Origin of the sequence: Streptomyces sp. cg36 (assembly GCF_041080675.1) — a bacterium.
Taxonomy (GTDB): Bacteria; Actinomycetota; Actinomycetes; order Streptomycetales; family Streptomycetaceae; genus Streptomyces.
Genome location: NZ_CP163520.1, coordinates 7985798 through 7999236, shown reverse-complemented (window position 1 = coordinate 7999236; position 13439 = coordinate 7985798). Strand labels below are relative to the sequence as shown.

The window sequence follows — 13439 nt, the reverse complement described above, 5'->3', positions numbered from 1 at the left end:
ACCACCGGGAGGATCCCTCATGACCGCACCCGCCATCGAGCGCGTCGTCGTCGGTGTCGACGGCTCACCGGGCAGCCTGGCCGCGCTGCGCCAGGCCGCCGACGAAGCACGCTGCCACGCGGCGGAGCTGTGGCCCGTCATCGCCTTCACGCCCCCGCCCGGCAGCACACCGGACGTCCTCTCCCCTACAGCGGAACTGTGGCCGATGGCCGCCTTCACGCCCCTCACCGACGACACACCGGGCGCCCCCGCTCCCGCGTACGACGGCCCGCGCAGCCGCTGGGTCCAGCAGGCGCACACCCGGCTGACGCAAGCCTGCGAGCTGGTCCTGGGCCGCGCCCCCGAACAGGTACGGCTCGCCCCGCGCGTCTTCTGCGGCCAGCCCGCCGACGTCCTCGTCTCCTGCGCCTGCCTGCCCACCGACCTCCTCGTCATGGGCGCCAGCAGCCACGGCCCCCTGCACCACGCCCTGTTCGGATCGGTCGCCCGCCGGTGCCTGCGCGAGGCCCACTGCCCCGTCCTCGTCGTCCGTCCGAACGAGCGGGTCACGGCAGCCGGGGACGACGGCAGCAACGTCTGCGCGGCGGGCGCCCCTCATCCGCGCCTGATCGTTCCCCTCGACGGCCAGGACCTGTGGGAGTGGCGCGGCTGAATCACCAACCCGGCTGTCACACCATGCGCGCCCACCCCGGACCGGATTGACTGAAACCATGCCGTCGCACACCACAGGCCACCGCTGCCAAGGGGCACACGTCCGGCACGCGCGCGCGGTGCTCCACCGGCAGCGCGGGACGGCCGCGCACCGACCGCCCCTCGCATGATCGTCCTGATCGGGCTCACCACCGTCCTCGCGTGGTATCTGCTCAAGTGGCTGGCACGACACCTGGCGATCGCCGCAATGGCGGTGTCCCGCCTCACGCCCTGGACCCGTGGCGTCCACGCCTGGGTGCTGAGCGCCCCCGCCACGTTCTGCTACGTCGCCGTGTTCACCTGCTTCACCCTCGTCCAGACGACGGCCCCGCCCCGGCTGATCGACGTCATGACCGCCATCGACAGCACCAACCTCCACCATCTGCGCAAGAACGCGGTACAGGTGCTGGCCACCAGCTCGTTCTGGGTGGCCGACCACGGCAGCGGCCTGTCGCTGTACATCGTGGGCTTCGCCGCCGCCGTGGCCTACGCCGAGCGGCGCTGGGGCACACCACGGCTCCTCCTCATCGCACTGGCGGGCCATGTCCTGGGTTCCCTGCTCACCGAGGGACTGCTGCGCCGGGCCATCAACGCGGGACGGCTCCCGGCCAAACTGGCCACCACCACCGACGTCGGGGTGAGTTACATGCTGGTGGCCGGTCTGGTGGCGGCCGTGACCGCCCTGTCGGGACGCGTACGCGCGGCTGCCGCCGCGGTCCTCCTGGTCTTCCTCGTCACGCCCGTGCTCACCAGCCGCACCATCTGGGATCTCGGCCACGTGCTGGCCGCCTGCTGCGGGCTGGCCGTGTGCCTCCTGGTGCGCCTCGCGGGCCCACTGCGCTCCCCGGGCCCGTTCCGGCAACGCGGCGACTGACCAGCTGCGCGGCCGGGCAGCGCCGCCGAGCCCTGGTCCGGGCTCCCCCGACGGCCCGTCAGCCGGAGGAGCGGGCCATCACCCCGGCCGCCCTCCGACCGCCCGACGCCGATCGCCGCGGGAGAGGCAGACGCTGGGATTCACCGCAACCGGTCCGCCCTCCCCGGGGGACTCTCCGGTACGGCACTCACGGCATGGGCACGCGGCCCCGTCCCGCACCCGCGCCACCACTCAAGAGTGTTGAACAAAGGAAGTGACGTTCATGCGCAGCACGCTCCTCACGGCCTGCCCCGCTCTCGCGCTCTGCGGAGCGGTGGCCTTCGCACCGGCGACCGCGTTCGCCGACTCCGGGTCGGGCGACTCCCCTTCGTCGTCCTCCTCGGCCGCTCCCGACCACGAGGTCGGCGCCGCCGAGGTGACGGTGTCCCCGAGCACGGCCCACACCGGCGACACGGTGACCGTCACCGGCAAGTCCGCTCCCTACCCGGGCGCGAAGTACGAGTCCGTGGACACCAAGGCCGGCGTCGTGCACATCACCGACACCGACGCCGAACACGTGCGCGGCACCATGCGCGTCAACGCGGGCCCCGGCACGTACAAGATCACCATGAAGTTCAGCAACGGCACGGCCAGCGTGACGCTCCACGTCGTCAAGGCGCCCAAGCCCACACCGCCCGCGCCGAACCCCGCTCCCACGCACCCCTCGGGCGGCGGAGGCAGCACCGGCCACACCACTCCCAAGGGTGCCCCGCGCACCGGTCTCCCGGCCGACCACAGCGTCAACGCCGACATGACGCTGGCGGGCGCGGGACTCGTCACCGTGGCGGCCGGCGGGCTCGTCGGCGCACGGCTGGGCCGACGCCAGGGTGCGCGCGACGGCAAGTGACATGCGCCCCTCCTTGACGGCCCGTCCGACCCGTCGGGCCCAGGGCACGCCCTGCTGGAGCGTGCTGCTGACCAGGGACCTCGACGCGGCCACCGCCTTCTACGGCGCCGTGACGCCCTGGGACTTCGACACCCGCACCGCGGGATCGGACCGGTACGTCCGGGCGAGCCGTCAAGGAGTACCGCTCGCCGACCTGGTGGTGTCCCGGGCGGTCCCCACGGTCGTGGCACGGTGGTCGGTGTTCTTCATCGTGGACGACGCCGCCGTCGCCGCGGACATGATCAGAGATCTGGGCGCGACCGTCGGTCTGGGGCCTACGGACCTGGGCAGCGGCCGGCTCGCTCTGGCCACGGACCCTGCCGGTGCGTCGTTCGGGGTGTGGGAGGAGGACTCGGCGCCGCGCTGGACGGGTGCCGGGCCCTCCTCCCGGGGGGCGCCGTACGCCGAGCTGCACGCGCCCGACATCTTCAACTCCGCCGTCTTCTACGGAAGGCTCTTCAACTGGGACCGGCGCGACCAGGGACGTTACGACCTCACGTACACCGACGAGCGGATCGTCCTGCGGATCGACGACCACATCGCACTGACCCTCACCGGAGACGTGCCCGCGGTCAGTGTGCACCCCGCCCAAGCCCCGCAGTGGCGCCCCTACTTCCCTGTCCCCGATGTGGACGACACGGCCGCACGTGCCGTGTCGTCCGGCGGCTCCGTGGTGGAGTCGCCCCACCAGAGCGCCTACGGGCGCACGGCGACCCTGGCGGATCCCCAAGGAGGTGTGTTCACCGTGGTCGCCCCGCGCACCGGCGCTCCCGCATGAAATCCGCCGCCCACCTTGTGCCTGCTGTGCCGACGCACCGACTCAGGTGTCGCTGCCGGCCACCTTCCACTGCCAGTTCAACGGCGGCAGCGGCCACTTCTGGTCGACCACCGGCGTCCCGAACAGCTTGAGCTTCGCGAAGAAGGAACCGGTGACGTCGAGACCCGCGTCGAGCGACCACTGCGTACGCGAGTCCTGGGTCGCCGCCTTGGCCTTGAGATAGGGCTCGGTGTCCGCGGCCACGCCCACCGATCCGTACAGCCCCATCTCGGTGTGGGCGCCGATGCCGGACTTGGCGGTGGCGGACCCCGAAACCTGCGGAGGCGTCGCGGTGCTCGTCGGACGGGGGCTGGTCAGCGCGCGCCACCCCTCGCTCTTGTCGTAGCGGGCGCCGACCTCCAGCCGCCCCTGGGTGTGCTGCTCGGCGTCGAGGGACACCTTCCCGTCCGCGGACACCTCGTAGAAGTAGTCCACCTTGAGGTTGAGGACGATCGGCACGGGCCCCAGCCAGACCGTCTTGTCGACGTTCACCTCAGCTGCGGGGATGTGCAGCGGCTTGTGGCCACTCTCGTACGCGCCACCCGTCTGGGCGTGCACTTTCACGCCGTACGTGTAGTCGCCCGCCAGCCCGATGAGCGCCTTGGACGGTGCCACGCCGTACCAATGGGCCCGTTCGTAGCTGAACTTGAGTTCGGGGGCGAAGTCGACGCCGGCCGACAGCGGGGCGCTGTGGCCCTGGGTCGGGGTGATGGCGCTCGGCAGCGGGACGTCGACGTCGAAGTGGAGTCCGTTGCCCGAACCGGTCTGCTGCGGGCCGGTCCGTACGGTGGTTCCGGCGCCGAGCGGCCTCACCTTGATGTCGTCGCGGGTGAGCGGCACGTTCAGATCGGCGCGGGCGTCTCCGAGGAGTTCGGTCAGGTCGGCGGGAACGGTCCGCACATCCACCGACCCGTCGGCACCGGTGTGCACCTCGTTGACCTTGACCAGCGCACCGTGCGGGGTGCCGGGCGCGGCCGGAGCGGCGATGACATCGCCGGGGCGCAGTTGCTGTGCGCCGGACGCCCCCGATCGCAAGGACGGGCCCGGCGTGAGGACGCCCCGGCCGGAGGCGTCGAGGTTCTTCAGCCGCAGCTGTCCGGTGGACACCGGGGTCACCTTGCCGTCGGCGCCCGGGCGGACCACCGTCACAGAGGTTTTGTCCGCGGGCCCCTGGGTCACCGCCAGGGCGGGCGGCTGCTCACCCTGGTCCGCGGCCATCGCCGTCGCGGCGGGCCCCACCACCCCGAGCAGGGCCAAGGGGACGGTCAGACGCAGTATTTTATGACTCATCGGTTCCTCACCGGTCGCGCACGGGCACGGGTCCGCCGTGGCGCGGCGGACGAAAGGTGGGCGGGCCGCGCGGGACGGTTCACCAAGGAGCCAACCGGCCCCTGCCCGTACAGATCAAGGTGACCGGTTCAACCGCCCGATAGGCCCGCGCTATTCGCGCTACTCGGCGCCGTACGGGCGAGGGCGACGGTGAGGATCCTCACGTTCCGGGCGAGTCAGCCGCGGGGACTGCGCCCTCCTGCCGGAAGGACCGGAAGGTGCCTCCTTCTGGTCGCCGCGCTCCGCGTGCGCCACGCTCGACCCCAGCGTCGCGAAATGGCGGGCGATGCCCTCCTCCGCGTTCGGTGCCCGGTACAGCGTGGTCTCGCGGGCCTGGCGGGGCGCGAGCCGAATGGTCTGTGACCGCAGCCGGTCCGGCACCGCGCTCGCGGGTACGGCGGTGAGTCCGACCCCGCGAGCGGCGAGCTCGACGGCCTCCGCGACCGACGGCACGTCCACCGGGCCGGGCCGCGCGCCGCTCACGGCCTCGCCCTGTCCCCTCACGAGGTCGGCGGGTGCCCAGCCGGCCTCCGGGTAGCGCACCCAGCGCCGCCGCAGCAGTTCCTCGGCCGCGCAGGCACCGCCCCACAGGGGTTCGTCGATGGAGCACACCACCAGGACCTCCTCCTCGCCCAGCGAAAGCACCGGACCGTTCCAGTCCATCGGGCGGGGCCCGATCGCCATGTCGGCGGCTCCCGCCACCACACGTTCCTGGAGCACTTCCCGGCTTGACTGGACCGAGACGGCGAGACACACCTCCGGCCAGGCGCGCGACCAGTGCGCGAGCGCCGGCAGCAGTCCGGGCAGCAACGAGGGGAGGGTGTCGAGGCGTACGGGCACCTGCCGTTGACCGTCCGCCGACCGGGCCGCCGCGCACGCCTCCGCGCTGCTGCGCAGTGCGGCGCGCCCGTACGGCAGGAAGGCCGCGCCCGCGGGCGTGGGGCGCACGCCGTCGGCTCCCCGGATCAACAGCTGGGCTCCCACGGACCGTTCGAGCGTCTTGAGCTGCTGCGAGAGCGTCGGTTCAGTGACGTGCAGCCGCCGGGCCGCCCAGGTGAGCCTTCCCTCGTCGACGACTGCCACCAGATACTCGATCTGGCGCAGCGACAGGCTAGTCACCGGCGCTCCGGCTGACGAAGCGGAACGGAAACCCCTCCGGGTCCCGCATCAGCTGAAAGGCGTCAGGGCCCCCGCGGTCGATCGGGCCGACCGGGGACGCGCCCAGGCGGACCGCCCGCACGACGGCCAGCTCCAGATAGTCCACGTCGACGTCCAGGCCGAGGCGGGTGATCGCCTCGCCATCGGCAACGTCCTCGAAGGCCATCCTCAGCGGCCCTTCTGCCGTGATCCACGGGCTCTCACCGTCGGTTCCGACCGGAGCGCCGTTGAGGATGAGCGACCAGAAGGAAGCCGACTTCTGCCTGTCGGCGCATTTCAGGGTTATCTGCCCGATCTTCGCTTTCATAAAGTCACCATAATCCCCTCACCGAGAGAAAAACGAGGACTCAGAAGAAGGAAACTGCACTTCCCCAACCATTTCCACCGATCGTCCGACCGGTTGGTCCGCCAGTCGGTTGACCTGTATGTATCCCTTCGCATCTCTCGGGTTTCGTCATGCCCCAGGGAGACCGCCCGCAGAACTCGATATCACTTCCGGGCCTCTCGTTCACCGGAATTTTTGAAATCGAACCCCACACCTACCGCACTCGCCGAAGCGATGCGGCACGGCGAAGATGGAATCGGGTAATTCGAAATGCACAGCGGCGGCGCGCTGGCGCCGCCGTCCGCCACCACCCTCAAACAGGCGGACACGACGGCCCACCGTTGGGTGTCACCACCTCCCCCATCGGTTACGCCGATCACCCGACTGCCACCGCCGGGGCCATCGGCTGGAATGGCACCAGCACGCTTTGTGACCTGCGTGTTCCGGCCCGGGCCTCGCGGTCGTTCACCCGCTGTCCCACCACCCGAGCCGCCCGAACTGCCCGATCCGCAGCCGCCCCCGAGGAGCTCACCCATGACACCCGCCGAACTGCTCAGCCGCACCGCCACCCCGCTGTCCGCCCCCGCATGGTCCCCCGGCCCCTTCATCTCGTACGGCGTCGAGGTGCTGAACCTCACCTACCGCTCCGACCTCGGCGCACTCGCCGCCCTGGTGCCCGAGCCCCTGAAGGTCCGCGACGGTCTCGTCCGCTTCCAGGTCATGCGCATGCCCGACACCACCGGCCTCGGCGATCACGCCAGCGCCTCCCAGGCCGTCTCGGTCGAGTACGACGGAGAGCCCGGCTACTACCTCGACGCGATGTACCTCGACAGCACGCCCGCTCTGCTCGTGGGGCGGGAAACAGCGGGGTTCCCCAAGAAGCTCGGCGCACCCCGGCTGGCCCGCGACACAGACACCCTCGTCGGTACGCTCGACTACGGATCATTGCGGGTGGCCACCGCGACCATGGGGTACAAGCACTTCCCCCTGGCTCCGGGCGCGGCGCGCGAAGAGGTCACCGCTCCCCTCTTCATGGTCAAGATGACCCGCGAAGCCGATGGCACACTGGCCGGCTGCCAACTGGTGCGCCTGGCCGTGCAGCACGTCACCGTGACCGGCGCCTGGTCCGGCCCCGCCCGGCTGCACCTGGTGCCCCATGCCCTGGCCCCGGTCGCCGACCTGCCCGTCATGGGTGACACGACCGCCCACCACATCGCCTGCACCGATCTCGGCTACGGGCCCGCCACCGTCGTCCACGACTATCTGGCGGCCTGACGCACGGCTGAGGCTTCCGCGACACCACGAGTGGCGGCACGAGGAACCGAGGCAGCACCATGAACACAGCTACCGCACCGGCAGACACGCTCTTCGACTGCCACTTCCACATCATCGACCCGCGTTTCCCGCTCCTGCCCAACTCCGGCTTCCTCCCCGAACCGTTCACCGTCGAGGACTATCTGCGGCGCACGCTCGCTCTCGGTGTGACCGGCGGTGCGGTGGTCTCCGCGTCCTTCCAGGCGTACGACCAGGACTACCTGCTGGAGGCACTGCGGCAGCTGGGTCCGGGCTTCGTGGGGGTGACGCAACTGCCCGCCGGCACCAGCGACAGCCGCATTCTCGCACTGCACCGAGCCGGAGTCCGTGCCCTGCGTTTCAACCTCTACCGCAACGGCCCCGAAGCCCCCGCCCGCCTCAAGGACCTCGCGCATCGGGTCCACGATCTCGTCGGTTGGCACGTCGAGCTCTACGTCGACGCCAAGGACCTGCGGGATCTGGAGCCGGTACTGCTCTCGCTCCCCCGGATCAGCATCGATCACCTGGGCATGTCATCCCTGGGCCACTCCAGCCTGCTGCGTTTGGTCGAGTCGGGAGCCAAGGTCAAGGCGACCGGGTTCGGCCGTGTCTCGCTGGACGTGGCCTCCGCACTGCGGCAGGTCCACCGCATCGATCCCACCGCCCTCATGGCGGGAACGGACCTGCCCTCGACTCGCGCGCGGCGGCCCTTCCGGGACGGCGACATCCGCCTCATCGGGAACACGTTGGGGCCAGAAGCCTTGGCGGCCGTGCTGCGCACCAACGCCCGCACGTTCTACGGATTCCCCCGATAGGCACGGGTGTTGATGCGGCCGTGGCCCCTCGGCTCAGGGCACGCTGATGACGATCTTGCCGCGCGCATGGCCGGTGGCACTCATGTCATGGGCCGCGGCGGCCTCCTCCAACGGGAACACGGCGTGCAGCGGGACGGTGAGACGGCCCTGGTCGGCGAGGTCGGCCGCCCGGGGCAGCCCGGCCCAGCCCGGCGACTGCCCCGCTTCGGAGCGGGAGTAGCGCACCCCGTGCCGATCGGCGTCGAAGTCGGCGATGGTCACCACGCGGTGCGGGCCACCGGCAATGGCCACCAACTCGGCGAGGGAGCCCTTTCCCGCCGCGTCCAGCACCACATCGACACCGTGCGGAGCCAGCGGGGCAAGTCGATCGGCCAGCCCCGCCCCGTAGGTGACCGGTATGACGCCGAGCTGTTGGAGGAAGCCGTGGTTGCCCTCACTCGCGGTCCCGATCACGGTGAGACCTCGGGCACGGGCGAGCTGCGCGGTCATCGTGCCCACACCTCCCGCGGCCCCCTCGATCAGCAACGTCATGCCCTCGGCGGCTGCCAGGGCCTCCAGTACACGGGTGGCCGTGTCGATGTTGCCCGCGGCTCCCCCCGCCTCCTCGAACGACCACGACCGGGGCTTGGGCGCCCATGCCTCCAGCACGGCGTACTGGGCCGCGCCGCCCCCCAGATCCGCGAAGGGGACGAGACCGAAGACCGCGTCTCCCACTGCGGTTCCGGTCACTCCCTCTCCCACCTCGTCGACGATTCCGGCGGCATCCATGCCGGGTATGTGGGGGAAGCCCACGGTGGCCACGGACCGCAGCATCCCTGAGCGGAGATACCAGTCAGCAGGGGTGACGCCGGTGGCGCGCACCGCGATGCGGACCTGGCCCGGCCCGGCGTGCGGCTCTACGGCCTCTTCGACCCGGAGCACCTCGGAACCGCCGTAGCGGTGATACTGCACAGCAAACACGGACAACCTCCGTACGTATGACGTGTCGTGGCGTTCAGCAGGAGAGCTCGCGGTCTCTCTGCCACTGCGACGCGGGACCCGCCGCGGGGAACCGCAGCGCCCGATCACGCTAACTCGCCGCACGGGCAACCCCGTTCACCTCTGGTTAAGTGAGAGACATGCCTGTTCAACCGTCTCGGAACGCGTCGTCCGGCACCCCTGCCACGGGCCGGAGAGCCGACGCCCGGCACAACCGTGCCCGGCTCCTCCAGGCCGCCCGCGAGGCGTACGCCCTCAACGGCTCCGATGTGCCCTCCAGCGCGATCGCCCGCAGAGCCGGTGTGAGCGCCGCCACCCTCTACCGGCACTTCCCCACCCGCGGCTCGCTCATCGCCGCCGCGTTCTCCGAACAGCTCAGCCAGTGCGTCGCGGCCCTCGACGAGGCCCTTCAGGACGACGATCCCTGGCACGGACTGCGCGCCCTCCTCACCAAGGTGTGCGCGATGCAGGCGCAGGACCGCGGCTTCAGCGCCGCATTCCTCTCCCAGTTCCCCGACGCGCCCGACATCCACCACGAGCGAGCCCGCGCCGAGGAATCCCTCGCCCTACTCGTACAGCGCGCGAAGGACACCGGACAACTGCGCGAGGACTTCGCCACCAGCGACGTCACCCTCCTGCTCCTGGCCAACAACGGCGTCCTGCAGGACTCCCCGGCGGCCTCCATGGCCGCGTCCCGCCGCCTGCTGGCCTACTTCCTCCAGTCCTGCGCGCCGACGCACGGCACACCCCTGCCCCGGCCCGCGCCACTCCGCCTCGACGACCTCTACAAGCCGCCGCACCGACCACGGTGACCGGCGGGCGGGCCCGAAGCAGTGAAGAGCCCGCCCGCGGCACCGCTGTCCCGATGGCGGCGGACGGCGCCGGAGGGTCCTGGCCCGCCTCCCCGGCACGTCCGGTCGGCGGGCGCTCCACGCGGCCTTGACCAGCAACAACGGCATGCTCGTCAGCTCATGTGCGATCTCGGTGCTTGAATGGACCCTTGTTCCTGACCTAGCAAGGAGAAATGCTGTGCCTCTGGTGTCCGTCGTGATGCCCGTCTACAACTCGGCAGCCACCCTCGGCGCAGCCGTCCGATCAGTGCTGACACAGACCCACAGTGACGTGGAGCTGCTGATCACCGACGACAAGTCCACCGACACCTCCATGGACCTGCTCCGCGAGTTCGCCGCCCAGGACGAGCGGGTCCTGCCGCAGTCGGCACCCGAGCAGGGCGGCGCCGGCCGGGCCCGCAACCTCGCGATCGAGCGGGCTCGCGGCGACTACATCGCCTTCCTGGACAGCGACGACATGTGGCTTCCGGAGAAGACGGAGAAGCAGCTCGCCTTCGCCGCCCAGGGCACGGCGCCCTTGACGTTCACCTCGTACTTCAAGATGGACGCCGACTACAGCGGCGACAGCACCGACTGGGTTCCCAACGGACGGGTCATCCAGGCGCGGGCCCACGTGGACTACCGCGCGATGCTGGTCCAGGACCACATCGGCGCCCTCACCGCCATGTACGACCGCCGCGTCCTCGGCACCCGGCTGATGCCGGACATGCGCAAGCGCCAGGACTACGCCCTCTGGCTGTCGATCATGCGGGACGGCGCCGACGCCCGGGGGCTGGCCGAGCCGTTGGCGGTGTACCGGGCCCACCAGGCCGGGTCGCTGTCCTCCAACAAGCTGTCGCTCGTCCAGTACAACTGGGACCTGTACCGCAAGCACGAGCACCTCTCGGTCCCGCGCTCGACGCGGGCGCTCGCCGGCGCTGTCATCCAGTCGCTGCGCAACTCGCGGATCTGATCCCCGGCCATCGTCCCGGCCAGGCGGAGAGCGCCGCGATCAGGATGCTCTGATACCTGCGGCATCACCGCCTGCGCTGCGGGCGGAGCACGGCACGAAGGGGTCGCGCGACCTCGTGGTCCGCGCGACCCCCTCGTGCGTGTGGCGGACGTGCCCGAACGCTACGGGGTGCCGGGCGGTGCGCCGCCGGAGGTCGCCAGGCTGAAGGCGTCCTGGTCGACGACGCGTTCCTCGCCGTAGAACTTGCCCAGCAGGCTGCCGCTCTGCGAGTTCTGCTTGGCGTCAATCATGCAGACGCTGTATCCGTCGGGGCCGGTGCTGATCGGCAGGTCCTTGACGTTGCAGTTGGCGTGGACGGTGCGGCCCAGGCCGGGATGGGCGGCTGCGCCTTCGTTGCTGGACGCGAACGGGAACTCGTCGCAGGATCGGCCACTCAGCCGTCGGGCGTCGGCGACCGGGCCCTTGCGGGGGCAGGACGTCTGACGGTTGATGTCCCGCTTGGACTTGTCGGCCTGCCGGTGGAGCGGCCGGCCGGCCGCGCCGGGAAGACCCGATGTGATCGCCTCCGCGACGTGCCAGGTCTGCTCGGGGGTGACGGACGTCAGCTTGAACTCAGGGGTGATACCGGGGAACACGCATCCCTGGCGGAACTTCCCGTTGGACAGCTTCATCGTGGAGTCGCACCGCACGTTGGCGACCCGGATGTTGCCCCACTGCTTGCCGGGGACGACATCGGGGTCCAGGTTCCCGAAGTTCCACGCGATGTTGACGACGGGGTACTTCAGCGTGCCGTCGGCCATCGCCTGCTGCTTCCACTTCACGACGATGACCTTCGACTGACCCGACTTGATCGGTGACCCGTCGGCGGCTCCGTCGACGCTGTAGGAACCGGCTGGTGCGTTGTTGTACGTCAGCTTGTACCGGAAGGTCGGCTTGCCCGTCTTGCCGGTCAGGCCGTGGAAGTCGACACGGAACTCCTGTTGGAACTCGCCCGACTTGTGCGACGTCAGGACGCCCGTCCTCACCGTGAACGGTATCGACCCGATCTCAGCGCCCTTGGTGTCGATCACGTCGACGTCCAGGTTCTTCCAGATCATGCACGCGTGCTTGCGCTGCGTACGCCACTGACCGTCCCACGCCTGGTCCAGACAGAGCGGGGAGATGAAGGCGCCCTGTGTGTTGGGGCCGTCGATGACCGGATCGTCCGGCGGGTCGTCCTCGGCCGCGGCCATCGTCGTGTGCATGCAGGACTCGCCCGCGGTGCAGGGCTCCAGCGAGCCGGGCCCGGCCTGGACCACCGCTCTGCCCGCGCCTTCGGTGTTGGCGTCGGCGGCGAAGTCCCCCCATGTCACCGGCACCTGGTCGCCCACGGTCGGGTCCGCGTCCCCGTCGTCGGGGTCGACGGCCGCGGCCGGATCGGTCGGGAAGCCCATCGTCCCGAACTGGAACTCCTGGTCCCACGACGATCCGCGCGGCTGCTGGTCGGCGACCGGATACCCGTACGGGCCCTTCTCGTACCCGGACAGTTCCCACTTGGTCAGCAGTCCCCCGCTGACGGGATGCGCCCCGTACGCGGCGGTCCAGTAGATCGTTCCGTGCTCGAACCGGGCACCGCTGCCGATGCCGTCGGGCGTGGCGAACTCGTCGGACACAGGGTAGCCCAGATATCCGGCCTCCCAGCCGGCTTGGGCCCACTTGTCGCGGATCGCGCCGCGCACGGCGTACGCCTCGTTCAGCTTCCAGTAGATGTCACCGGAGACGAAGTGCTGTCGGCGGCCGACGCCGTCGGGGTTCACGATCTCGTCCGATGTGGGATAGCCCAGCGGTCCGGCCTCCCAGCCGTTGCGGGCCCACGCCGCGAAGAAGTGGTTGAGGACCGGATGAGCACCGCCCTGCGGGGACCAGTAGATCGGCCCGTTGATGAACTCGGTGCGCTTGCCGACCCCGTCGGGGTTGGTGAGCTCGTTGGACTTCGGGAACGACAGGAAGCCGCCCGGGCCGCCGAGCTCGTTGTACTTGTCGCGGATCGCGCCGCAGACTTCGTAGGGGGCGGGCCAGTACACCTGGCACCCGTCCGTGGCACGGGCTTCCATCGTCTCGGCCTCATCGGCCTGCCGCTTGCTGAACCCCTTGGGTAACACGTCCCGGTCGGACCGCATGTGTCCCGGCGCGATGGTGGCGTGCGGCCGTACCGTCGGCTGCCACTTCCGCGCTCCCGGGCTGCGGTCGGCGGCGCTCGCGGTGGTCGTCGTCACGGTGACCAGCAGCACGGACACCAGGGCGGCAGCCGCGGCCTTCACCAGCGTCACCGTATGAGGTGGTCGTCTTCTTCTCGTCATCCCACCAGTAACGAGAGGAACAGTCACGATGACAAGACCCTCTGTTCTCGTGCCCCTCACAGGGGACACGCCTGAGAGGGCGCGGCCCGGAGA

Annotated in this window: 13 protein-coding genes; 8 read left to right on the top strand and 5 right to left on the bottom strand. The window is 70.5% G+C overall.

The features are described from left to right. The first annotated feature begins 19 nt into the window (after nt 1-19). The 4 genes from AB5J87_RS35225 (at nt 20) to AB5J87_RS35210 (ending at nt 3267) form a co-directional block, all read left to right on the top strand. A complete protein-coding gene (locus AB5J87_RS35225) occupies nt 20-652 on the top strand; it encodes a universal stress protein (protein WP_369382815.1) in 633 nt (210 codons plus the stop codon). Between the two features lie 165 nt (nt 653-817). Then, nucleotides 818-1564, top strand: a complete 747-nt coding sequence (locus AB5J87_RS35220; protein ID WP_369382814.1) for a rhomboid-like protein — start codon at nt 818-820, stop codon at nt 1562-1564. A gap of 262 nt (nt 1565-1826) precedes the next feature. Further along, nucleotides 1827-2450, top strand: coding sequence for a hypothetical protein (locus AB5J87_RS35215; RefSeq protein WP_369382813.1), 624 nt, complete (start codon nt 1827-1829; stop codon nt 2448-2450). Between the two features lie 61 nt (nt 2451-2511). Further along, complete coding sequence (locus tag AB5J87_RS35210; protein ID WP_369382812.1) at nt 2512-3267, top strand: VOC family protein; 756 nt, start codon at nt 2512-2514, stop codon at nt 3265-3267. A 42-nt stretch (nt 3268-3309) separates the two neighbouring features. On the opposite strand, the gene AB5J87_RS35205 is transcribed toward AB5J87_RS35210, so the two are convergent. The 3 genes from AB5J87_RS35205 to AB5J87_RS35195 all read right to left on the bottom strand — a co-directional run bounded on the left by AB5J87_RS35205 (nt 3310) and on the right by AB5J87_RS35195 (nt 6100). Next, the gene (locus AB5J87_RS35205) at nt 3310-4596 is read right to left on the bottom strand and encodes a hypothetical protein (protein ID WP_369382811.1); all 1287 of its coding nucleotides are present in this window, start codon (nt 4594-4596) and stop codon (nt 3310-3312) included. Nucleotides 4597-4755: 159 nt separating this feature from the next. Continuing rightward, nucleotides 4756-5754 carry a LysR family transcriptional regulator gene (locus tag AB5J87_RS35200; protein ID WP_369382810.1) on the bottom strand — a complete coding sequence of 333 codons (999 nt, stop codon included), beginning with the start codon at nt 5752-5754 and terminating at the stop codon, nt 4756-4758. Continuing rightward, the gene (locus AB5J87_RS35195; protein WP_369382809.1) at nt 5747-6100 is read right to left on the bottom strand and encodes a VOC family protein; all 354 of its coding nucleotides are present in this window, start codon (nt 6098-6100) and stop codon (nt 5747-5749) included. Before AB5J87_RS35195 ends, AB5J87_RS35200 begins: the two co-directional genes overlap by 8 nt. A 552-nt stretch (nt 6101-6652) precedes the next feature. On the opposite strand from AB5J87_RS35195, the gene AB5J87_RS35190 reads away from it, so the two are divergent. Then, the gene (locus AB5J87_RS35190) at nt 6653-7393 is read left to right on the top strand and encodes an acetoacetate decarboxylase (protein WP_369382808.1); all 741 of its coding nucleotides are present in this window, start codon (nt 6653-6655) and stop codon (nt 7391-7393) included. Nucleotides 7394-7452: 59 nt separating this feature from the next. Then, nucleotides 7453-8226, top strand: coding sequence for an amidohydrolase (locus tag AB5J87_RS35185; protein ID WP_369382807.1), 774 nt, complete (start codon nt 7453-7455; stop codon nt 8224-8226). 33 nt (nt 8227-8259) lie between these two features. Here AB5J87_RS35185 and AB5J87_RS35180 read toward each other — a convergent pair whose 3' ends face one another. Next, nucleotides 8260-9186, bottom strand: coding sequence for an NADP-dependent oxidoreductase (locus tag AB5J87_RS35180; RefSeq protein ID WP_369382806.1), 927 nt, complete (start codon nt 9184-9186; stop codon nt 8260-8262). 158 nt (nt 9187-9344) lie between these two features. Here AB5J87_RS35180 and AB5J87_RS35175 point away from each other — a divergent pair, with 158 nt between their 5' ends. Both AB5J87_RS35175 and AB5J87_RS35170 read left to right on the top strand, forming a co-directional pair. Further along, nucleotides 9345-10016, top strand: coding sequence for a TetR/AcrR family transcriptional regulator (locus tag AB5J87_RS35175; RefSeq protein WP_369382805.1), 672 nt, complete (start codon nt 9345-9347; stop codon nt 10014-10016). Between the two features lie 217 nt (nt 10017-10233). Continuing rightward, nucleotides 10234-11007, top strand: a complete 774-nt coding sequence (locus AB5J87_RS35170; RefSeq protein WP_369382804.1) for a glycosyltransferase family 2 protein — start codon at nt 10234-10236, stop codon at nt 11005-11007. Between the two features lie 161 nt (nt 11008-11168). Here AB5J87_RS35170 and AB5J87_RS35165 read toward each other — a convergent pair whose 3' ends face one another. After that, nucleotides 11169-13307 carry a hypothetical protein gene (locus tag AB5J87_RS35165; RefSeq protein ID WP_369382803.1) on the bottom strand — a complete coding sequence of 713 codons (2139 nt, stop codon included), beginning with the start codon at nt 13305-13307 and terminating at the stop codon, nt 11169-11171. Nucleotides 13308-13439: the final 132 nt, after the last annotated feature.